We start from the raw sequence: 21,197 nt of genomic DNA, 5'->3' as shown, positions 1-21,197 counted from the left end.
GCTGCGACAGCAGGCCCCGCGGTCAAGCGCGCCTCCGGGTCAGACGCGGGGAGGCGTTTGTAACAAACCTGCCGGTCGCGGGACTTTGTCGCCGGAAGTATCCGGCTGAAGCGCATGAGGGACATGGCGGACGGTCCGGTTTCGACACCGGAGGAAGGTCTGCCGGGCAAGGCGCTCCAAGCTCCAAGGCCATGAAAAAGGGCGACCCTGACGGCGCCGCCCTTTTTCATCGAAGCACCTGCGATCAGATCGCGCGTTCGACCATCATCTTCTTGATCTCGGCGATCGCTTTCGCCGGGTTCAGGCCCTTCGGGCAGGTCTTGGTGCAGTTCATGATCGTGTGGCAGCGATAGAGTTTGAACGGATCTTCCAGCCCGTCCAGACGCTCGCCCGTCGCCTCGTCACGGCTGTCGATGATCCAGCGGTAGGCATGGAGCAGCGCTGCCGGACCGAGGTATTTGTCGCCGTTCCACCAGTAGCTCGGGCAGGAGGTGGAGCAGGAGGCGCACATCACGCATTCATAGAGCCCGTCGAGCTTCTTGCGATCCTCGATGGACTGGCGCCATTCCTTCTGCGGGCGGTTGGTCTTGGTTTCCAGCCACGGCATGATGGAGGCGTGCTGCGCGTAGAACAGGGTGAGGTCTGGGATCAGGTCCTTCACCACCAGCATGTGCGGCAGCGGATAGATCTTCACCGTTTCGCCATGCACCTCGTCCAGCCCGTAGATGCAGGCCAGCGTGTTGATCCCGCCGATGTTCATCGCGCAGGAGCCGCAGATCCCCTCGCGGCAGGACCGGCGGAAGGTGAGGGTCGGATCGACCTCGTTCTTGATCTTGATGAGCGCGTCCAGAACCATCGGGCCGCACTTGTCCATGTCGAGGTAATAGGTATCGACGGACGGGTTCAGCCCGTCGTCCGGGTTCCAGCGGTAGATCTGGAACTTGCGGACGTTCGTCGCGCCTTCCGGCTTGGGCCAGGTCTTGCCGGTGCGGATCTTGGAGTTCTTGGGAAGTGTGAACTGGACCATGCTGTCCTACCTTGTCGTTGTCTTGCTGGCGCCGTGAAGCGGCCGGGCTTGCTCGAACGATGACACGGGCGCCCCGGTCATGGCGTAAGCTCATAATAGGGGCGGGTCGGGTAAAGGCCGCCCGAACGCCGGACGACGCAGCTCGTATAGACCTCGTTCGGATCGCGTCCGCGGAGGTAGTCGGAGGTCACACTTATACCGACGCTCGTGCCGGTCGAGACCCGCCGTCCATCCGTGCCGAGACCGAAGGCCACATGCCCGCGCGGGCGGACCGCATCATAGGCCTGGCCCGCACACTGCCGCTCGGCCGCGTCGAGCGGGATCGGCCCGCAGGCTGCCAGCGCCGCCAGAAGCGGCAGCATGGCGACCGGAGGGGAGATCCCGCACCGCATCAATAGACGCGCGCTTTCGGCGCGATCTTCTTCAGCGGGATGCCGCCTTCGGATTCCGGCGTCAGCGGATCGAGGTGGACCGGACGGTAGTCCAGCGTCACCTTCGTGCCGTCAACCCAGGCAAGGCTGTGCTTGCGCCAGTTCGCATCGTCCCGGTTCGGCCAGTCCTCATGGGCATGGGCGCCACGCGATTCCTTGCGCGCTTCCGCCCCCACGATGGTGGCCAGCGCGTTCGGCATCAGGTTGGTGAGCTCCAGCGTCTCCATCAGGTCGGAGTTCCACACGAGGCTGCGGTCCGTCACCTTGATGTCGGCCATCTTGGCCGCGACCCTGTCCATCTTCTCCACGCCTTCGGCGAGCGTCTTGTCGGTACGGAACACGGCGGCATCGGCCTGCATCGTGCGCTGCATCTCAAGCCGCAGCTCCGCCGTCGGGACGGAACCGTTGGCGTGGCGGAAATGGTCGAACCGGTCGAGCGCCTTGTCGATCGAGGCCTTGTTGAGCGGCGGGTTCGCGTCCTCGGGCTTCAGCAGCTCGCCAGCCCGAATCGCCGCCGCGCGCCCGAAGACCACGAGGTCGATCAGCGAGTTGGACCCCAGCCGGTTCGCCCCGTGGACGGAGGCGCAGCCCGCCTCGCCCACCGCCATCAGGCCGGGGAAGATCGCGTCGGGATTGTCCGCCGTCGGGTTGAGCACCTCGCCGTGGTAGTTCGTCGGAATGCCGCCCATGTTGTAGTGCACGGTCGGCAGAACAGGGATCGGCTCCTTCGTCACGTCCACGCCGGCGAAGATGCGCGCCGATTCCGAGATGCCGGGAAGCCGCTCGTGCAGCGTCTCCGGCGGCAGGTGGTTCAGGTGCAGGAAGATGTGGTCCTTGTGCTCCCCCACGCCGCGGCCCTCGCGGATCTCCAGCGTCATGCAGCGCGATACCACGTCGCGCGACGCCAGGTCCTTGTAGGTGGGCGCGTAGCGTTCCATGAACCGCTCGCCCTCGGAGTTGGTGAGATAGCCACCCTCGCCCCGCGCGCCCTCGGTGATGAGGCAGCCGGAGCCGTAGATACCGGTCGGGTGAAACTGCACGAATTCCATGTCCTGCAGCGGCAGCCCGGCACGGGCCACCATGCCGCCGCCGTCACCCGTGCAGGTATGCGCGGAGGTGGCGGAGAAATAGGCGCGCCCGTAGCCGCCCGTCGCCAGCACGACCATCTTGGAGGAGAAGACGTGCATCGTGCCGTCATCGAGCTTCCATGCCAGGACGCCGACGCATTGCTTGCCGTCTTCCGACATGATGAGGTCGATGGCGAAGTATTCGATGAAGAATTCCGCCTTCTCCTTCAGCGACTGGCCGTAGAGCGTGTGCAGAATCGCGTGCCCCGTCCTGTCTGCCGCGGCGCAGGTGCGCTGCACGGGCGGGCCTTCGCCGAATTCCGTCGTGTGACCGCCGAAGGGACGCTGGTAGATCTTGCCCTCTTCCGTGCGGGAGAAGGGCACGCCGTAGTGCTCAAGCTCGTAAACCGCCTTGGGCGCCTGCCGGGCGAGGTATTCCATCGCATCGGTGTCGCCAAGCCAGTCCGACCCCTTCACGGTGTCGTAGAGGTGCCACTGCCAGTTGTCCGGCCCCATGTTGGCAAGGCTGGCGGCGATGCCGCCCTGTGCTGCGACGGTATGGGACCGCGTCGGGAAAACCTTGGTGATGCAAGCCGTGCGGAGCCCCTGCTCGGCCATGCCGAGCGTGGCGCGGAGCCCGGAGCCGCCCGCACCCACGACAACGACGTCATAGGTATGGGTCTCGTAAGGATAGGCTGCCATTCTTAGCTCCGTTGGCTCAAAGCGCGAGGCGGATCAGCGCGTAAACGCCCGCAGCCGCCGCGGCATAGCTGATGAAGGTGGAGAGCAGGATCAGGATCTTCCGCGCGTTGCCGTCGGTGTAATCCTCGATCATGATCTGCGCGCCTTCCTTGAAGTGGATCAGACCCACGATGAAGGTCAGGCCCGCGACGATCGCCGGGAAGGGGCGCGCGTAATAGGCGGCGACTTCCGCATAGGGGCGACCGAGCATCGGGCCGAAGGTGAAGATGAAAAGCGGGATGAGGAACACGAGCGCCATGCCCTTGACCTGCATCTGCCAGTGGTGATGCGTGCCGGTCTTGGCGGAGCCGAGCCCTTCGGCCTGCTTGCGGGACGTCAGGTAACGCATGTCGGGCCTCAGACGATGATCAGGGTAAGGAGGGTGAGGACAACCGTGCCCGCCAACATCGCGTAGCCGATTTTGTAGGCGGTCGGGATATCCATGCCGCGTGTGGTGTTGTCCCACCACACATGCCGCAACCCTGCGAGGAGGTGATACCACATCGCCGCCACCGACAGCGTCATGATGAGGTCGCCGAACCATGAGGTCAGGAACCCGTTCGCCCGGTCATAGGCTTCCGGCCCGGACGCAAGAGCGACGAACCACCACACGATCAGAACGGCGGTGACGATCAGGCCATTGCCCGTGATCCGCGTCATGATCGAGGTGAATGCCGTCAACTGCGGGCGATAAATCTGGAGGTGGGGCGAAAGCGGGCGATTACCGCGCTCGACATCGGCCATGACGTTCTTCTCCGTACTGGCGGCCCGCGGGCCGCGCCGCCCGGGGTCTGGCTTTCCCAAGATGTGCGGACCGGTCAACCGGGCCTCATCCGGGCATGAATAGCCGATTTGCGGCCCATGTCACGCCCATGCTGGACCCCGTTTCCCCTATTACGCAGCGAAGCGCCAGAAAAATCGCAGATATGTGATCACGGCGCAGTTGCTGTGATCACATTTGGAGTCACAACCGACGGTCAATACTGGCCAAGCTTCATTTCGGGGGTGTAGGTTCCCTCAACCTCTTTCACCACCGCCTGACCACAACGCATTATGCCGTTGGTCCCGTCAAAAGCGTAAGTCGGCCCGCCATGCAGCTCCCACCCTGCGTTGAGAGCCGCCGTCACCTTGTGGCAAAAGGTAGAAGTGTCGTCATCGCTCAGAAATCTGTAGAGTTTCATGGTGTCCCTGTTTCAATCGCGTGCGGCGATGACAGCCGCGCGTGCAAGCAGATCGCGCGCCGTTGCAACATGCAGATTTTCCACGATCCTGCCGTCCACGACGGCCACGCCCCGCCCTTCCGACTCGGCCTCCTCCCAGGCGGCGATCTGCCGGGTGGCCAAGTCGATTTCCTCTGCGGAAGGCGCGAAGATCGCGTTGGCGATGGCGAGCTGGCCGGGGTGGATCAGCGTCTTGCCGTCGAAGCCCAGGTCCCTGCCCTGCTCGCATTCCCATGTCAGGCCCTGCTCGTCCCGGAAGGCATTATAGACCCCGTCCAGACAGATCACCCCCGCCGCGCGTGCTGCGAGCACGATGCCCCCGAGGGACGGCAGCAGCGCGAGCCGGTCCGGCCGGTCCTTGCTGCGGAGTTCCCGTGCGAGATCGTTCGTCCCCGCGATCAGGCCGGCGGTGGAGGGATGCGCCGCGATCGCGGCGGCATTCAGAACACCGGCAGGCGTTTCGATCATCGCAAAGATCCGGGGGCGGTCGATTCGCTCCAGCATCTCGGGGCCTGAAACCTTCGGCACGACGAGACCGTCCAACGGCACGCCTTCCAGTGCAGCGAGATCGTCCGCCCCCCATGGCGTATCCAGCCCGTTGATTCGGACGAGCCGCGTCCGGTCGCCGAAACCGCCCATTTCCAGAGCATTGGCAATGGATGTGCGCGCGGCCTCCTTGTCCGAGGGGGCGACCGCGTCCTCCAGATCGAAGATCAGGGCATCGGCCTCAAGCTCGCGAGCTTTTTCAACGGCGCGGGCACGGCTTGCAGGCATATAGAGAGCCGAGCGCCACGGGCGGGTCAGCAGGTCCATGGGTCATCTCCTCGCAGATCGGCGCCACGATGCGGGAAGACCAGCCGCTCCGCAACCCGCGTCAGCCGTGAAGCCCCTGCCAGATCAGCCGCAGCGAGATAAGCAGCAGCGCCCATGTGACCAGCCGGTAGAACAGCGCGGTCGGGATGATCTTCACGAGCTTCACACCAAGGAAAACCGCCGCCGCCGCGGGCAGCAGGAGCACGGCGGCGATATGCAGATTCTCTCCCGAAAGCTGGCCGAGCAGGTAATAGGGGATGAGCTTGATCGCGTTCACATAGGCGAAAAGCACCGTCGTCGTGCCCGCAAACACCGCCTTCGGCAGGCCGAGCGGCTGGACATAGACCTGATAGGGGGGCGCGCCCGCATGGCTGACGAAGCTGGTGAAGCCGGTAAGCAACCCCCAGAACAGGCCAGGGCCCGTCCGCGCCGGCCGCGCCACCGGAGTCGCGGCCCGCCGCAGCAGCATCGACGCCGCGAAGGCCGCTCCGATCAGCCCGATTAACAGCGTGACGATCCACTCCGGTACGCTGCTCGCCGTGGCCCCGCCGAGCGCGACGCCAAGCGTGGCGCCGGCGGCCAGAATCGCGACCACGCGCCGGTCGAAGGCGCGGCGATAGGCCCAGAGACCGAACATGTCGGAGACGACGAACACCGGCAGCAGCACCCCCGCCGCCATGACGGGCGGCAGAACCAGCGCCAGAATGGGAACGCCGAGCATGCCGACGACCGGAAGCCCGCCCTTGCTCATGCCGACGAGCATGGACGCCAGCACTGCCAGCGCCCAGAATCCAGCCCCGTGTTCCGCGATGATCGACACTCTCTGCCCTCTTTCCTTCCGCTTTAGCGCAAACGGTGTGCGCCGCAAGCTTGCGCGAGGGGGCCGGAGGGCTTACCCATCGCGCCGTCAACAACCGTTTGGAGACAATTCCATGGCCAGACCCAAGATCGCGCTCATCGGCGCGGGGCAGATCGGCGGAACGCTCGCCCATCTCGCCGCGATGAAAGAACTCGGTGACGTCGTCCTGTTCGACATCGCGGAAGGCACCCCGCAGGGCAAGGCGCTCGACATCGCGGAATCCGGCCCCTCCGAAGGGTTCGACGCGGTGCTCAAAGGTACCAACACCTATGAGGACATCGCAGGCGCCGATGTCTGCATCGTGACCGCAGGCGTGCCGCGCAAGCCGGGCATGAGCCGCGACGACCTTCTCGGCATCAACCTGAAGGTGATGAAATCGGTCGGCGAAGGCATCAAGCAATATGCGCCGAACGCCTTCGTCATCTGCATCACCAACCCGCTCGACGCGATGGTCTGGGCGCTGCGCGAATTCTCCGGCCTGCCGCACGAGAAAGTCGTGGGCATGGCGGGCGTGCTCGATTCCGCCCGCTTCCGGCACTTCCTGTCGCTGGAGTTCAATGTCTCCATGCGCGACGTGACGGCCTTCGTTCTGGGCGGCCACGGCGATACGATGGTTCCGCTCGCCCGCTACTCCACCGTCGCCGGTATCCCGCTGCCCGACCTGGTCGCAATGGGCTGGACCACGCAGGAGCGGCTCGACAGCATCATCCAGCGCACCCGTGACGGCGGCGCGGAAATCGTGGGCCTGCTGAAAACCGGCTCCGCCTTCTACGCCCCCGCGACCTCGGCGATCGAGATGGCGGAAGCCTATCTGAAAGACCAGAAGCGCCTGCTGCCCTGCGCCGCCTATGTCGACGGCGCCTTCGGTCTGGACGGCTTCTACGTCGGCGTGCCGACGGTGATCGGCAAGGACGGGATCGAAAAGATCGTGGACATCAAGCTGACCGCCGACGAACAGGTGATGTTCGACAAGTCGGTGGACGCGGTGAAAGGTCTCGTGGCGGCCTGCAAGAACATCGACAGCTCGCTGGCCTGATCGTCTTGTCATCGGATGGCCGCTTCCGACTCACCTCGGAGGCGGCCATCTGCATTTTGTGATCACACGATTTTTCCTTGTGATCACATAAGGCGGATTTTGGCTGGCTGCTTCGCGGTTGCCCAGCCTTTCCCTTTCCCCTGTCCGCGGATCGTGCCAAAAGACCGCCCAGTCGGCCCGGTTCGACGACCGGGACGGGAGAGGACCGAACTCAGCAGAGGAACCGGTGAGAGAATGAACATCCACGAATATCAGGCCAAGAAGCTCCTGCGCGACTACGGCGTGCCGGTCTCCGATGGCCGCGCCGTGTTGAAGGCCGAAGACGCGAAGACCGCCGCAGGCGAACTGGGCGGACCGCTCTGGGTCGTCAAGGCGCAGATCCACGCGGGCGGCCGCGGCAAGGGCAAGTTCAAGGAGCCGGAAGCCGGCGAAAAGGGCGGTGTCCGTCTGGCCAAGTCGGTCGAGGAAGCGGCCGAACTCGCCAAGCAGATGCTGGGCCGCACGCTGGTCACGCACCAGACCGGGCCGGCCGGCAAGCAGGTCAACCGCATCTACATCGAGGACGGTTCCGACATCAGCCGCGAGCTTTACCTCGCGCTGCTGGTGGACCGGGTGACCTCCCGCGTGTCCTTCGTCGTCTCCACCGAGGGCGGCATGGACATCGAGGAAGTGGCGGCCTCCACCCCCGAGAAGATCCTGTCCTTCTCCGTCGATCCGGCGACCGGCATCCAGCCGTTCCACGGCCGCAAGGTGGCCTTCGCGCTGGGTCTCGAAGGCAAGCAGGTCAAGCAATGCGTGGACCTGATCGGCAAGCTCTACAAACTCTTCGTCGAGAAAGACGCGGAGATGGTGGAGATCAACCCGCTGATCGTCACCACCGACGGCGACATGAAGGCGCTGGACGCGAAAGTGGGCTTCGACAACAACGCCCTCTACCGCCACGCCGACATTCTCGCGCTGCGCGACGAGACGGAGGAGGATCCGAAGGAACTCGCCGCCTCCAAATACGATCTGAACTACATCGCGCTCGACGGTGAGATCGGCTGCATGGTCAACGGCGCGGGCCTTGCCATGGCGACGATGGACATCATCAAGCTCTATGGCGCGGAACCGGCCAACTTCCTCGACGTGGGCGGCGGCGCGACGAAGGAGAAGGTGACGGAAGCCTTCAAGATCATCACCTCCGACCCGAACGTCAAAGGCATTCTCGTCAACATCTTCGGCGGGATCATGCGGTGCGACATCATCGCGGAAGGCATCATCGCCGCGGTGAGGGAAGTGGGTCTGCAGGTTCCGCTGGTCGTGCGACTTGAAGGCACCAACGTCGAACTCGGCAAGAAGATCATCGCCGAGTCCGGCCTGAACGTGATCGCTGCCGACGATCTGAGCGACGCTGCTCAGAAGATCGTGAAAGCGGTGAAGGGGTAAGGAATGTCCGTTCTCGTCAACAAAGACACCAAGGTCATCTGTCAGGGGATCACCGGTTCCCAGGGGACCTTCCACACCGAACAGGCCATCGCCTACGGCACAAAGATGGTCGGTGGCGTGACGCCGGGCAAGGGCGGCACCGAGCATCTCGGCCTGCCGGTCTACAACTCGGTTCTGGAAGCGAGGGAACAGACCGGGGCAGACGCCTCCGTGATCTACGTTCCGCCGCCCTTCGCGGCCGATTCGATCCTCGAAGCCATCGACGCGGAGATCCCGCTGATCGTCGCGATCACCGAGGGTATCCCGGTGCTCGACATGATGAAGGTGAAGCGCGCCCTCGCCAACAGCAAGTCGCGCCTCATCGGGCCGAACTGCCCGGGCATCATGACGCCGGGCGAGTGCAAGATCGGCATCATGCCGGGCAACATCTTCAAGCGCGGCTCAGTGGGCGTCGTCTCCCGCTCCGGCACGCTGACCTACGAGGCGGTGAAGCAGACCTCCGACGTGGGTCTCGGCCAGTCCTCCGCAGTCGGCATCGGCGGCGACCCGATCAAGGGGCTCGAGCACATCGACGTGCTGGAAATGTTCCTTGCCGACCCGGAAACCGAGTCCATCATCATGATCGGTGAGATCGGTGGTTCGGCGGAAGAGGACGCCGCGCAGTTCCTCGCCGACGAGAAGAAAAGGGGCCGCTGGAAGCCGACCGCCGGGTTCATCGCCGGGCGCACCGCTCCGAAAGGCCGCCGCATGGGTCATGCCGGAGCCATCGTCTCCGGCGGCAAGGGCGATGCGGAATCGAAGATCGAGGCGATGAAGTCCGCGGGCGTCATCGTCGCCGACAGCCCTGCCGGTCTCGGTGAGGCCGTTCTGAAGGCCATGGGCAAGTAACGCCCCCTCGCGGGGCCGGCCCACGGCCCCGCCTGCGCCCCGGAAGGGCGCCCATTCGCCGGAGGCCGCATCCTCCGAAACAGGTGAGCATCATGGGCTTCGCAGAAGCTGTCCGTTCATGCCTGAGGCAATATGTCGGTTTCCGGGGTCGCGCACCGCGCTCGGAATACTGGTGGTTCGTGCTTGCGCTGACGATCGCGGGCATGGTCGCATCCCTGATCGATGCGATGCTGTTCGGAGCCACCGTTTCCACCGGCGTCGCCACATCCACGCCGCCTCCCCCGGTCGAGGGCTATGGTGCCTCCGCCTGGGCCACGGCCGAGAACGGGCCCGTTTCTTCGCTGCTCGGGCTGCTCGTCTTTCTGCCGCATCTCGCCGTCATGATCCGACGGCTGCATGACACGAACCGCTCCGGCTGGTACGTGCTTGCCCCGTTCGCCATCGTGGTGATCGGCCTCCTTGCCATCGCCGCCCTGTTCAACATCGCGCCAACGCTCGCCGGACTGGCCTGGTTCGTGATGTTCATCGCCGCCGTTTTCCTGCCGCTCTACTGGCTCATCCAGCGCGGCACCGCCGGGCAGAACCGCTTCGGCCCCGACCCGCTTGAGGTAAGACAATGACCGACCAATCCCCGAACGACGTGTTCCACGCCTCGTCCTTCCTGCAGGGAGCGAACGCGGATTACGTGGAGCAGCTGCAGGCGCGCTATGCCACGGATCCGAATTCCGTGGATGCGAGCTGGCAGGCATTCTTCAAGGCGCTGGGTGACGACAAGCAGGATGCGCAGCGCAATGCGGAGGGCGCGAGCTGGACCCGCAGCGACTGGCCCCCGCTTCCCAATGACGACCTGACCGCCGCGCTTACCGGCGAATGGCCCGTCGCCACCCCCGCGAAGGAGGCAAAGGCCGCCGGTCAGAAGATCGCCGAAAAGGCCAAGGCCCTCGACGTCGAGGTGTCGGATGCCCAGATCCGCCGCGCCGTGTTGGATTCGATCCGCGCGATCATGCTGATCCGCGCCTATCGCATCCGGGGGCATCTGGCCGCCGATCTCGACCCGCTGGGCGTGCGGCAAAGCGCGGATCACCCGGAGCTCGACCCCGCGTCCTACGGTTTTACCGAAGGCGACATGGACCGGCCGATCTTCCTCGACAACGTGCTCGGGATGGAGCACGCCACGATGCGGCAGATCGTCGATATCGTGAAGCGGACCTATTGCGGCACTTTCGCGCTGCAATACATGCACATCTCCGACCCGGAGCAATCCGCCTGGCTGAAGGAGCGGATCGAAGGCTACGGCAAGGAAATCACCTTTACCCGCGAAGGCCGTCGCGCGATCCTGAACAAGCTGGTCGAGGCGGAGGGTTTCGAGAAATTCCTCCATGTCAAATACATGGGCACCAAGCGCTTCGGCCTTGACGGGGGCGAGGCGCTCATCCCGGCGATGGAGCAGATCATCAAGCGGGGCGGCGCGCTCGGCGTGAGGGAGGTGGTGATCGGCATGCCGCACCGCGGCCGGCTGAACGTTCTGGCCAACGTGCTGCGCAAGCCCTACCGCGCGATCTTCAACGAGTTTCAGGGCGGCAGCTTCAAGCCTGACGACGTGGACGGCTCGGGTGACGTGAAATATCACCTCGGCGCCTCCTCCGACCGGACGTTCGACGACAACACAGTCCACCTCAGCCTGACCGCGAACCCCTCGCACCTCGAAGCGGTGGACCCGGTCGTGCTGGGCAAGGCGCGCGCCAAGCAGGACCAGCTTCACGATCAGGCGGAACGCGTGGCCGTCCTGCCGATCCTGATGCATGGCGATGCGGCCTTTGCCGGTCAGGGCATCGTCGCGGAATGCTTCCAGCTTTCGGGCATTCGCGGCCACCGGACGGGCGGCACCATCCATATCGTGGTGAACAACCAGATCGGCTTCACCACCGCGCCGCATTTCTCCCGCTCCTCGCCCTATCCGACCGACATCGCCCTGATGGTGGAAGCGCCGATCTTCCATGTGAACGGCGATGACCCGGAGGCGGTCGTTCATGCCGCCAAGGTGGCGACCGAGTTCCGGCAGAAGTTCCACAAGGACGCGGTCATCGACATCTTCTGCTACCGTCGCTTCGGTCACAACGAAGGCGACGAGCCGATGTTCACCAACCCGGTGATGTACACCCAGATCAAGAAGCACAAGACCACGCTTCAGCTCTACACCGACCGGCTCGTCGCCGACGGCCTGATCCCCGAGGGTGAGATCGAGGATATGAAGGCCGCCTTCCAGACGATGCTGAACGGAGAGTTCGAAGCCGGTCGGGAATACAAGCCGAACAAGGCCGACTGGCTGGACGGACGGTGGAAGAACATCAACCGCGAGGGGGAGGACTACCAGCCCGGCGACACCGCGATCACGCCGGAGACGCTGAAGGATATCGGCCACGCGCTCACCACCGCACCGGACGGGTTCGAGATCCACAAGACCGTCACCCGCCTGATCGACGCCAAGAAGCAGATGTTCGAGACGGGCGCCGGCTTCGACTGGGCGACGGGCGAGGCGCTGGCCTTCGGTTCCCTGCTGACGGAAGGCTTTCCGGTCCGTCTGTCGGGGCAGGATTCGACGCGCGGCACCTTCTCGCAGCGGCACTCCGCCTTCATCGACCAGGCGACGGAGGAGCGTTACTATCCGCTCAACCATATCCGTGAGGGGCAATCCCGTTACGAGGTCATCGATTCGATGCTCTCCGAATATGCGGTGCTGGGCTTCGAATACGGCTACTCGCTCGCAGAGCCGAACGCGCTGACCCTGTGGGAGGCGCAGTTCGGCGACTTCGCCAACGGCGCGCAGATCATGTTCGACCAGTTCATCTCGTCGGGCGAATCGAAATGGCTGCGGATGTCCGGGCTCGTGATGCTGCTGCCGCATGGCTACGAGGGTCAGGGCCCGGAGCACTCCTCCGCACGTCTGGAGCGGTATCTTCAGCTTTCCGCGCAGGAGAACTGGATCGTCGCGAACTGCACCACCCCCGCCAACTATTTCCACATCCTGCGCCGCCAGCTGCACCGCACCTTCCGCAAGCCGCTGGTGATGATGACGCCGAAGTCGCTGCTCCGGCACAAGCTCGCCGTCTCCACGGCGGAGGATTTCACCACCGGGTCCAACTTCCACCGGGTGCTTTGGGACGATGCGCAGAAAGGCAACTCCACCACGGAACTGGTGGCGGACGAGCAAATCCGGCGTGTCGTGCTCTGCTCCGGCAAGGTCTATTACGATCTGCTGGAGGAGCGGGATGCGCGGGGCATCACCGACGTTTACATCCTGCGGCTCGAACAGCTCTATCCGTTCCCGGCGCTCACGCTCGTCCGTGAACTGGGCCGGTTCAAGGATGCGGAAATCGTCTGGTGCCAGGAGGAACCGAAGAACCAGGGCGCCTGGACCTTTGTCGAGCCGAATATCGAATGGGTTCTGACCCGCCTCGGCTCTACTCATCAGCGGCCGCGCTATGTCGGCCGTGCGGCCTCCGCCTCGGTGGCGACGGGCCTTTCCAGCCAGCACAAGGCACAGCAGGAAGCGCTCGTGAATGAAGCGCTCACGATCGAAGGATAAAGACTAATGACCGTTGAAGTCCGCGTCCCCACGCTGGGGGAAAGCGTCACCGAAGCGACCGTGGCGACCTGGTTCAAGAAACCGGGCGACAGGGTCGCGGCTGACGAGATGCTCTGCGAACTGGAGACCGACAAGGTGACGGTGGAGGTTCCGGCCCCCGCCGCCGGGACACTGGGTGAGATCGTGGCGAAGGAAGGCGAAACCGTCGGAGTTGACGCGCTGCTGGCGACGATCAGCGAGGGTGCCGGCGCCGCCGCATCCACGCCCGCGCCCGCCGCCAGGCCTGCAGAAGCGAAGGCTGCGGAAGCGAAGGCTGCCGAGGCCAAGCCGGCCAGCACCGGCGGCGAGCGTGTCGAAGTCAAGGTCCCCGCTCTGGGCGAAAGCGTGACGGAGGCGACCGTCGCGACCTGGTTCAAGCAGGTGGGCGACAAGGTCTCCGCCGACGAGATGCTGTGCGAACTGGAAACCGACAAGGTCTCCGTCGAGGTTCCTGCCCCGGCTTCGGGCGTGCTGGTCGAGATCCTCGCCGCTGAAGGCACCACGGTCGAGGCCGCGGGCAAGCTCGCCGTGATCGCCTCCGGTGCGGGCGCCGCTGCCGCCGCGCCCGCTGCGGCTGCCGCACCCGCCACCACGGCCGCGCCTGCCTCCGGTCGGAGGGATGTGGAGGATGCACCCTCCGCCAAGGTCGCCATGGCGGACGCGGGCCTGTCCCGTGACGCCGTGACCGGCACCGGGCGCGATGGCCGCATCATGAAGGAAGACGTGCTGAAGGCGCTGGCCAACCCGCCCGCCGCCTCCGCCGCGCCTGCCGCCGCCCCTGTCGCCCGCGCGCCGGTCGCTGCGGATGACGTGGGCCGCGAGGAACGGGTGAAGATGACGCGCCTGCGTCAGACCATCGCCCGCCGCCTGAAGGATGCGCAGAACAGCGCCGCCATGCTGACCACCTATAACGAGGTGGACATGTCGGCGGTCATGTCGCTGCGCAATGAATACAAGGAGCAGTTCGAGAAGAAGCACAAGGTGAAGCTCGGCTTCATGTCCTTCTTCACCAAGGCCTGCGTCCATGCGCTTCAGGAAGTGCCGGAAGTCAACGCCGAGATCGACGGGACGGACATCGTCTACAAGCACTTCGTCCATATGGGCGTGGCCGTGGGCACGCCGAACGGGCTCGTCGTGCCGGTCGTGCGCAATGCCGACCAGATGTCGTTTGCACAGATCGAAAAGACCATTGCCGAGCTTGGCGCCAAGGCGCGGGACGGCAAGCTCTCCATGAACGACATGCAGGGCGGCACCTTCACGATCTCCAACGGCGGTGTCTATGGCTCGCTGCTGTCCTCGCCGATCCTGAACCCGCCGCAGTCGGGCATCCTCGGCATGCACAAGATCCAGGAGCGCCCCGTTGTGGTGAAGGGACAGATCGTCATCCGTCCGATGATGTATCTGGCACTGTCCTACGATCACCGTATCGTGGACGGTCAGGGCGCCGTGACGTTCCTCGTGCGCGTCAAGGAAGCGCTGGAGGATCCGCGCCGCCTGCTGATGGATCTCTGACGACCCCGGCGCCTCCGGTCCTGTCGGGGGCGCCTTCCTTCAACCTGTGAGGCTTCGATGCAGCTCATCTGTCACGCCGACGCTCCCGACTACACCGCCTGGAAAGCCGCGTTCGACTCGGAGGTCGAGAACATCGAGGCAGCCGGCCTGTCCACGCTCCAGATCTGGCGCGGCGCCGATCAACCCTCCCGGGTCGTCGTGCTGTTCGAGGTGCACGACCGCGGGCGGGCGCAAACGTGGCTGAGCAAGCAAAACGCGCTCGGCACCGGCTTCACCAGCACAGAATTCGTCGAAACGGCGTGACCCTCACATGACCCCTGAACTCACGGTCCTCGCGCTCGCGGCGCTGTTGCAGGCAGTTCAGATCGGGCTGGCCGCCGTGGCGATGAACCGCGATATCGGGCCTGAGTGGAACGTGGGACCACGCGACACCCAGCCCGATTTCTCCCCCCTGACCGGTCGCCTCCGGCGCGCGGTCAACAACCATTTCGAAGCGCTCTGCTTCTTCACCATCGCGGTGGTCGTCGTCACGCTGTCCGGCGCGGCCACGTCACTCACCGCCCTCTGTGCCTGGATTTATCTGGCGGCGCGGGTGCTTTACATTCCCGCTTATGCCTTTGGCTGGTCGCCTTGGCGGTCCGTCATCTTCGGGGTGGGATTTCTTGCCACCTTTGTGATGATCCTCGCGGCACTTATCTGATCTGGGCGCACGGCAAGAGCGGCGCCCGCAAGGAGTCAAGTTATGGCAAGTTATGATGTGATCGTGATCGGCGGCGGCCCCGGCGGCTATGTCTGCGCCATCCGCGCGGCCCAGCTGGGATTGAAGACCGCCTGCGTCGAGGGGCGGGAAGCGCTTGGAGGCACCTGCCTCAACGTTGGCTGCATCCCCTCCAAGGCGCTGCTGCATGCGACGCATCTGCTGCACGAAAGCCACGAGAATTTCGAGAAAATGGGCCTCATGGGCGCCCATCCCACCGTGGACTGGCCGAAGATGCTCGCCTTCAAGGAAGACGTGATCGGGCAGAACACGAAGGGCATCGAGTTCCTGTTCAAGAAGAACAAGATCGACTGGATCAAGGGCTGGGCCTCCATCCCGGAGGCCGGCAAGGTCAAGGTCGGAGACGAGGTGCATGAGGCGAAGAACATCGTCATCGCCTCCGGTTCCGTCTCCTCCAGCCTGCCCGGCGTGGATGTCGATGAGGAAACCGTCGTCACCTCCACCGGCGCGCTGGCGTTGAAGGACATCCCGAAGCGCCTTGCAGTGATCGGCGCGGGGGTGATCGGTCTGGAGCTTGGTTCGGTCTACAAGCGGCTCGGCGCGGAAGTCACGGTGATCGAGTATCTCGACGCCATCACCCCCGGCATGGATGCGGAGGTGCAAAAGCAGTTCCAGCGCATCCTCGCCAAGCAGGGGCTGAAATTCGTGCTGGGCGCCGCCGTCCAGAAGGTGGAGAAGGGCGCGGCTGGCGCGACCGTGACCTACAAGCTCCGCAAGGACGACAGCGAGGCGACGGTGGAAGCCGATGTCGTGCTCGTCGCCACCGGACGCAAGCCTTACACGGAGGGCCTTGGCCTTGACGCGCTGGGTGTCGAGCTGACCCCGCGCGGCCAGATCGTCACGAACGGCCACTGGCAGACCACCGTCCCCGGCATCTACGCCATCGGCGATGCGATCCAGGGCCCGATGCTCGCCCACAAGGCGGAGGATGAGGGCATGGCCGTGGCGGAAACGATCGCCGGGAAGCATGGCCACGTGAACTACGAGGTCATTCCGGGCGTGATCTACACCACGCCGGAAGTGGCTTCCGTCGGTGCGACGGAGGAAGCACTGAAGAAGGAGGGCCGGGCCTACAAGGTCGGCAAGTTCTCCTTCATGGGCAATGGCCGGGCCAAGGCGACGCTGGCGGCGGAAGGCTTCGTCAAGATCCTCGCCGACAAGGAAACGGACCGGATCCTCGGGGTTCATATCATCGGCCCGTCGGCGGGCGAGATCATCCATGAAGCCTGTGTGGCGATGGAGTTCGGCGCTGCGGCAGAAGATCTGGCCCGCACCTGCCATGCCCACCCGACCTATTCGGAAGCAGTGCGGGAGGCGGCGCTCGCCTGTGGCGACGGCCCGATCCACTCGTAAGAACCGGCTTCACGGTGAAAAGGGCGGCGTCACGGGCGCCGCCCTTTTTCATGCTTCGGCGGCTACCGCAGGTCCGCCCCTTCTCTGCCGCGGCGCCGAAGCCGGTCGCCGCGTGGGAGTCTTTTCATGCCATCGCACGCGGCGATCAACAGGCCGCGGAAAATCCTCGGGCCTCGTGTTCTGCTTCGGAAATCGGAAAAATCGGTCCGCGAATGATCCGAAATATGGAGGTTTTCGGCTGGCTTTCCTAACAGGCTGCTGAAAAAGGCTTTTGGCCTGTGTTGGAGCGGAAATCGTTCGCCATCTGACGAAATTCAGCCGGAAATCCATAGATTTCCGGGCGTTTCCGGGCCGATTTTCCTATTCCGGCGCATAGGCATGACAGGTCAGGACTTTTTCAGCAGCCTGCTAAGACCGCGAATGGTTCCGCCCCAGCGCCGGCCCGAAGACCTTTCTCCGCGGGTTGTTAAGGGTAAAAATCCGGTCAGCCCCGCTTTCCTGCGCGCCCGTCATGCCGTCAGATGGCGCAAGCCCTGCGTGACATCCGTGCGGATCGCGAGCCGCAGTCCGGGATCGTCCCCCGCCTTCAGCGCGGCGATGATATGGCGGTGATAGGGCGGCGCCTCATTCCGCCGGAGCCGACCATAGAGCGCCCGCATCGTCGGGCCGAGTTGCAGCCAGACCGTCTCCACCATGGCAAGCATCGCGGGGGCCTGCGCACGGAGATAGAGGGTCCGGTGGAACTCCAGGTTGGTGCGGATATAGGCCACGGCGTCATGCTTGGCGACCGCCTCCGCATTGGCGGCGTTGATGGTCTGGAGCCGCTCTATCAGCGCCATGTGGGCGCGCGGCAGGGCGCGTGTGCCAAGCTCCGGCTCCAGCAGGGCACGGATGGCCGCAAGCTCCTCGATCCGCTCGTTCGACAGTTCCGGCGTGGAGACCCGCCCGGAGGAGGAGAGCGTCAGCGCACCCTCCGCCACCAGCCGCCGCACGGCCTCCCGCGCAGGGGTCATGGAGACGCCGAATGTCCGCCCCAGACCACGGAGCGTGAGCGACTGGCCGGGCGCAAGCTCGCCGTGCATGACCTGCTGGCGTAAAGTGCGATAGAGCCGCTCATGCGCGGCGGGCGTGGTGTCTGAGGGGCGGATCTGGGGCAGCATGGCGCCAGTGATCCCACCCGGAGGGAGCCGCCGTCAATCCCCTCGAAAGATGTATCGGTGCAGTTCCTGCCCGTGATCGCGGAGCCAGCGGCGGGGGGCCGCATAGCCCGGCATCAGCCGCGCCACCTCCGCCCAGAACGCCGGTGAATGGTCCATATGGACAAGATGCGCCACTTCATGCGCCGCGACATAGTCCAGCACTTCCGGCGGCGCGAGAATCAGCCGCCAGGAGAACATGAGCCGACCATCCGAAGTGCATGACCCCCACCGGGACCGCGTGTCACGCAGCGTCAGTTTCGCATAGCCGCGACCCGCGGCACGCGCATGACGGCTGCATGCCACCTCCAGCCGCTCATGGGCCAGGCGCTTCAGGAAGGCCTCCACCCGTGCCGCCGTCCGCGCCGCGGCCGCCTCCGGCACCAGAAGCCCCCCCGCCCCATCCTCCATGATCCTTGGCACGCGGGCCAGCCGCACGTGGCGCATCCTGCCCTCCACCGGAAGCACGGCGCCCGGAGCGATTCGCACCTCCTGCGGACGGACGGAGAGAACGTCGCGGATCCACCCTTCGCGATCACGGGCAAAGGCCATTGCATCGGAAACCCGCGCCCGCTCCGGCAGGGAGAGCGTGACACGCCCATCCAGCCGGGACACCCGGAGGGAGAATCGGCGCGCACGGGCAGAGCGGCGGAGCGATATGTCGATGGGCGGGCTGCCCGGCAGCACAAGGGATGTCATGCGACGGAGATTAGCCTTGGCCGCGTCCCCGCAAAAGCCCTCCCGCAACGGCCCTCTGGCATTCCCCTGCAGCGTTTCCCATATGCGAAGCCTTGTGCCCGCTGCCCTTACATGGAAAGGCTTTGACAGCCTTCGCCAGCTGTGGCAGTTGGCCCCGATTCACTCGACGACCTGACATGAAAGGGGTTCCCATGCCCAAGGACGAATGGGGCGTCAAACGCCTTTGCCCGCACTGCGGGAGCCGTTTCTACGACCTTCAGCGCGATCCGATGACCTGCCCCGAATGCGGCCATACGTTCTCGCTCGAGAGCCTGCTTGCAGGGCGTGGCCGCGTGATGGCCGCCGATAAGAGCAAGTCGACCATCAATGACAACAATATCGACGCGGATGAAGAGGTTCTCGAAGAAGACACCCCCGAAGCCGATATCGACGACGATCTTCTTGAGGATGACGAGGACGACAACGTCTCGCTCGACGATCTTGCTGACGTGGCAGGGGACGACGAGGACAACTGATCCTTCGGGGTGCGCGGGGGAAATGACAGCAGGGCGGATTTTTCCCCTTGCGCTTCCCCCCGCAGCTGCCTAGAAGCACCGCACACGGGCGGCGACGCCCGGACCTCCGGTGGGGCCATAGCTCAGTTGGGAGAGCGCTTGAATGGCATTCAAGAGGTCAGGGGTTCGACTCCCCTTGGCTCCACCAAATCTACCACCTAGACGTTTGATAATATTGGCATTTTTTGCCGTTGCCTTCGACGCCTCCCACACTTTACCCCACATCACGCGCGAGATGATCTGACATTTCACGATACCGTGTGAGACTCCGGCCCATGCCAGCAACCTCGGGATAGCTATCCCGAAGTCCGAAGTCCGCAGTCTCAACCGCACGAAAAAATCTGCGCGTGGGAGGGGCGCGGGTGTGGCATGCAGACCTGCCGCCGGAATGCTGACTACCCCCCCCACATCTCACACTGCCTTTTTCTGAATCGCGGGTGCACGCGAGAAGCGGGGCGCGGGTGTGACGGGCCGCACTGGCGACCGACCTTAACCACCCCCCTCCGCCGTCGCTTGCGGGAGCGATACCCAGCATCCTATGTGGCGGCATGAAATACGCCCTTGCCCTCATCGCACTACTTGCCGCGCCCGTTGCGAACGCAGCACCTGCCAACATTGCAGGGACCGCTAGCGTCATTGACGGCGACACAATCGAGATTCACGGCCAGCGCATCCGACTGCATGGTATTGACAGCCCGGAGGGGCGGCAGCGGTGCGAGCGCGGAGGCAAGGAAGGCGATGCGGGACAGAGGCCGCGAATGCGCTGGCAGCCCTTATTGCCCGCTCTCCTGTGACCTGTGTCGAGAGGGACGTTGACCAATACGGTCGCGTCGTCGCGGTGTGCGCTGTGCGGGGGATCGACGTGAATCGCTGGATGGTCGCGAACGGCTGGGCCGTGGGATTGGCGCAAGGCACGGAGACGATAGGCTCCCTGCCTCTGCCTCAATGGCAGTGCACCTCGCCGCGCTTCTTGTCCATATGGCAGCATTTGCCCGGTGGGGATGACTTCCTGCACCCGCCGCCATGGGCGGAAACCGGGGTGAAAACTCCAATGGCGAAAACCAGCGCCAACGCGCATGCAAAAACAGATCGAATCAATTCGGTTCCTCATATGTCGCGGGGAACCTAGCGGGCTGTCCACAATGGACAAAGCCCCGCGCTGGGCGGGGCCGTCAGTCTGTGGCAGGGCAATCACGGAGCCGTCTTGGTGGCGCGGTAGGATTGGATAGCTGCCATGAACTGGTTGAGACGGCGCGTCTCCCAGCTCCTGCTTTTGGCTTCCACTGTCAGGCGAAGCGAGTGCATCAGCATTAGTCTTTCGACGGCATCCAGCCCGGCGAGCGCTGCGCGCTCTGGTCGGAAATCCTCTGGGGTTTCATCGCTCATGGCTTCATCCCGGCCAGTTCCATGCCATCGATGCTGGCGCCCATGAACACCTCCGCGAGTTCCAGGGTGAGGGCGACGGCCCATTCCGCGCCTTCCCCCTGACTGGCACCCGTGTTGCTCTCCAGAGCCAGCCGGGCGGCCGTGACGAGGCCGGAGGCGGTATAGGCGAAGCTGACGGCCCGTTCGATCTTGTCGATATGGGCAATGTCGCTGTCGGTAATCATGTCCTGTCCTCCTGTGGATGGGCTTGGGCGTGAACGATGCAGCCGGTGTGGAACACCAGGGCGCGGGCCTCGGCCCAGAGCGCCGGTAGCTCGTTGTGGCTGGGCAACCCGCCCTCCCCACGGTTCGTGTAGGCATAGACCTTCGCCACGAAGTCACGGGCGTTCTCCGCCGGGAGGGTGAGCAGGCTGTCCTCGATTGAGGTCTGCTCATCAAGAAGCCCGTCGAAAGCGGGCGACCCGGCTGGAAGCGCGCGCATGCGGGCGGTCACCTCCAGCCAGCGCCCAAACCACTGCATGACAGGCGTGTCGTCCCGATCCGTCATCACCGCCGCCGTCACACCGTCCACATCGCCAGAGAAC

At 64.7% G+C, this 21,197-nt stretch carries 24 protein-coding genes and 1 tRNA gene; 12 read left to right on the top strand and 13 right to left on the bottom strand.

From position 1 onward, the window contains the following. Positions 1-244: 244 nt before the first annotated feature. From CDV49_RS03625 to CDV49_RS03590, 8 genes are all read right to left on the bottom strand, one after another. A complete protein-coding gene (locus tag CDV49_RS03625; RefSeq protein ID WP_088214224.1) occupies positions 245-1,027 on the bottom strand; it encodes a succinate dehydrogenase iron-sulfur subunit in 783 nt (260 codons plus the stop codon). Positions 1,028-1,104: 77 nt separating this feature from the next. Next, positions 1,105-1,389 (bottom strand): hypothetical protein, encoded by a 285-nt coding sequence (locus CDV49_RS03620; RefSeq protein ID WP_035708403.1) that lies wholly within the window; start codon positions 1,387-1,389, stop codon positions 1,105-1,107. 29 nt (positions 1,390-1,418) lie between these two features. Next, complete coding sequence (gene sdhA / locus CDV49_RS03615) at positions 1,419-3,227, bottom strand: succinate dehydrogenase flavoprotein subunit (RefSeq protein WP_088214223.1); 1,809 nt, start codon at positions 3,225-3,227, stop codon at positions 1,419-1,421. 16 nt (positions 3,228-3,243) lie between these two features. After that, positions 3,244-3,615, bottom strand: a complete 372-nt coding sequence (locus tag CDV49_RS03610; RefSeq protein WP_088214222.1) for a succinate dehydrogenase, hydrophobic membrane anchor protein — start codon at positions 3,613-3,615, stop codon at positions 3,244-3,246. A gap of 8 nt (positions 3,616-3,623) precedes the next feature. Continuing rightward, positions 3,624-4,010 (bottom strand): succinate dehydrogenase, cytochrome b556 subunit, encoded by a 387-nt coding sequence (gene sdhC, locus CDV49_RS03605; protein WP_035744652.1) that lies wholly within the window; start codon positions 4,008-4,010, stop codon positions 3,624-3,626. Between the two features lie 233 nt (positions 4,011-4,243). Then, positions 4,244-4,447 (bottom strand): DUF1737 domain-containing protein, encoded by a 204-nt coding sequence (locus CDV49_RS03600; RefSeq protein WP_088214221.1) that lies wholly within the window; start codon positions 4,445-4,447, stop codon positions 4,244-4,246. A gap of 12 nt (positions 4,448-4,459) precedes the next feature. Then, positions 4,460-5,299: an HpcH/HpaI aldolase/citrate lyase family protein gene (locus tag CDV49_RS03595; protein ID WP_088214220.1), complete on the bottom strand. Its 840-nt coding sequence runs from the start codon at positions 5,297-5,299 to the stop codon at positions 4,460-4,462. A 61-nt stretch (positions 5,300-5,360) separates the two neighbouring features. Continuing rightward, positions 5,361-6,062, bottom strand: a complete 702-nt coding sequence (locus CDV49_RS03590; protein ID WP_088214364.1) for a sulfite exporter TauE/SafE family protein — start codon at positions 6,060-6,062, stop codon at positions 5,361-5,363. A 169-nt stretch (positions 6,063-6,231) separates the two neighbouring features. Between CDV49_RS03590 and mdh the strand changes: the two genes are divergently transcribed. From mdh to lpdA, 9 genes are all read left to right on the top strand, one after another. Then, positions 6,232-7,194 (top strand): malate dehydrogenase, encoded by a 963-nt coding sequence (gene mdh, locus CDV49_RS03585; RefSeq protein ID WP_088214219.1) that lies wholly within the window; start codon positions 6,232-6,234, stop codon positions 7,192-7,194. Between the two features lie 234 nt (positions 7,195-7,428). Further along, positions 7,429-8,622: an ADP-forming succinate--CoA ligase subunit beta gene (gene sucC, locus CDV49_RS03580; RefSeq protein WP_088214218.1), complete on the top strand. Its 1,194-nt coding sequence runs from the start codon at positions 7,429-7,431 to the stop codon at positions 8,620-8,622. A 3-nt stretch (positions 8,623-8,625) separates the two neighbouring features. Next, positions 8,626-9,510: a succinate--CoA ligase subunit alpha gene (gene sucD / locus CDV49_RS03575; protein ID WP_088214217.1), complete on the top strand. Its 885-nt coding sequence runs from the start codon at positions 8,626-8,628 to the stop codon at positions 9,508-9,510. A gap of 92 nt (positions 9,511-9,602) precedes the next feature. Beyond that, on the top strand, positions 9,603-10,130 hold the full coding sequence (locus CDV49_RS03570; RefSeq protein ID WP_088214216.1) for a DUF805 domain-containing protein: 528 nt from the start codon (positions 9,603-9,605) through the stop codon (positions 10,128-10,130). Then, the gene (locus tag CDV49_RS03565; RefSeq protein WP_088214215.1) at positions 10,127-13,096 is read left to right on the top strand and encodes a 2-oxoglutarate dehydrogenase E1 component; all 2,970 of its coding nucleotides are present in this window, start codon (positions 10,127-10,129) and stop codon (positions 13,094-13,096) included. Before CDV49_RS03570 ends, CDV49_RS03565 begins: the two co-directional genes overlap by 4 nt. A 6-nt stretch (positions 13,097-13,102) precedes the next feature. Further along, a complete protein-coding gene (gene odhB / locus CDV49_RS03560; protein WP_088214214.1) occupies positions 13,103-14,647 on the top strand; it encodes a 2-oxoglutarate dehydrogenase complex dihydrolipoyllysine-residue succinyltransferase in 1,545 nt (514 codons plus the stop codon). 57 nt (positions 14,648-14,704) lie between these two features. Then, positions 14,705-14,950: a hypothetical protein gene (locus CDV49_RS03555; protein ID WP_088214213.1), complete on the top strand. Its 246-nt coding sequence runs from the start codon at positions 14,705-14,707 to the stop codon at positions 14,948-14,950. Positions 14,951-14,957: 7 nt separating this feature from the next. Next, a complete protein-coding gene (locus tag CDV49_RS03550) occupies positions 14,958-15,347 on the top strand; it encodes an MAPEG family protein (RefSeq protein ID WP_088214212.1) in 390 nt (129 codons plus the stop codon). A 42-nt stretch (positions 15,348-15,389) separates the two neighbouring features. Beyond that, complete coding sequence (lpdA, locus tag CDV49_RS03545) at positions 15,390-16,778, top strand: dihydrolipoyl dehydrogenase (RefSeq protein WP_088214211.1); 1,389 nt, start codon at positions 15,390-15,392, stop codon at positions 16,776-16,778. Positions 16,779-17,287: 509 nt separating this feature from the next. On the opposite strand, the gene CDV49_RS03535 is transcribed toward lpdA, so the two are convergent. Both CDV49_RS03535 and CDV49_RS03530 read right to left on the bottom strand, forming a co-directional pair. Further along, entirely contained in the window at positions 17,288-17,938 is a 651-nt protein-coding gene (locus CDV49_RS03535; RefSeq protein WP_035707924.1) for a GntR family transcriptional regulator, read from the bottom strand. Positions 17,939-17,971: 33 nt separating this feature from the next. Continuing rightward, complete coding sequence (locus CDV49_RS03530) at positions 17,972-18,673, bottom strand: M48 family metallopeptidase (protein ID WP_088214209.1); 702 nt, start codon at positions 18,671-18,673, stop codon at positions 17,972-17,974. Between the two features lie 191 nt (positions 18,674-18,864). Here CDV49_RS03530 and CDV49_RS03525 point away from each other — a divergent pair, with 191 nt between their 5' ends. The 3 genes from CDV49_RS03525 to CDV49_RS21045 all read left to right on the top strand — a co-directional run bounded on the left by CDV49_RS03525 (position 18,865) and on the right by CDV49_RS21045 (position 20,356). Beyond that, on the top strand, positions 18,865-19,188 hold the full coding sequence (locus CDV49_RS03525) for a TIGR02300 family protein (protein WP_088214208.1): 324 nt from the start codon (positions 18,865-18,867) through the stop codon (positions 19,186-19,188). 111 nt (positions 19,189-19,299) lie between these two features. After that, positions 19,300-19,375: transfer RNA gene (locus CDV49_RS03520), tRNA-Ala, on the top strand. A gap of 564 nt (positions 19,376-19,939) precedes the next feature. Beyond that, entirely contained in the window at positions 19,940-20,356 is a 417-nt protein-coding gene (locus CDV49_RS21045; protein ID WP_088214207.1) for a thermonuclease family protein, read from the top strand. 62 nt (positions 20,357-20,418) lie between these two features. On the opposite strand, the gene CDV49_RS03510 is transcribed toward CDV49_RS21045, so the two are convergent. The 3 genes from CDV49_RS03510 to CDV49_RS20400 all read right to left on the bottom strand — a co-directional run. Next, entirely contained in the window at positions 20,419-20,613 is a 195-nt protein-coding gene (locus CDV49_RS03510; protein WP_088214206.1) for a hypothetical protein, read from the bottom strand. Beyond that, positions 20,610-20,837, bottom strand: a complete 228-nt coding sequence (locus CDV49_RS03505) for a hypothetical protein (protein ID WP_088214205.1) — start codon at positions 20,835-20,837, stop codon at positions 20,610-20,612. Before CDV49_RS03505 ends, CDV49_RS03510 begins: the two co-directional genes overlap by 4 nt. Then, the coding region (locus CDV49_RS20400) for a hypothetical protein (RefSeq protein WP_179209110.1) at positions 20,834-21,197 on the bottom strand (364 nt) is incomplete at its 5' end. The genes CDV49_RS03505 and CDV49_RS20400, both read right to left, overlap by 4 nt.

Source organism: Haematobacter genomosp. 1 (assembly GCF_002196855.1).
In the GTDB taxonomy this organism is placed as follows: domain Bacteria; phylum Pseudomonadota; class Alphaproteobacteria; order Rhodobacterales; family Rhodobacteraceae; genus Haematobacter.
Note: the sequence above shows the minus strand (reverse complement) of the source record. Positions and strands in the feature narration are given on the sequence as shown.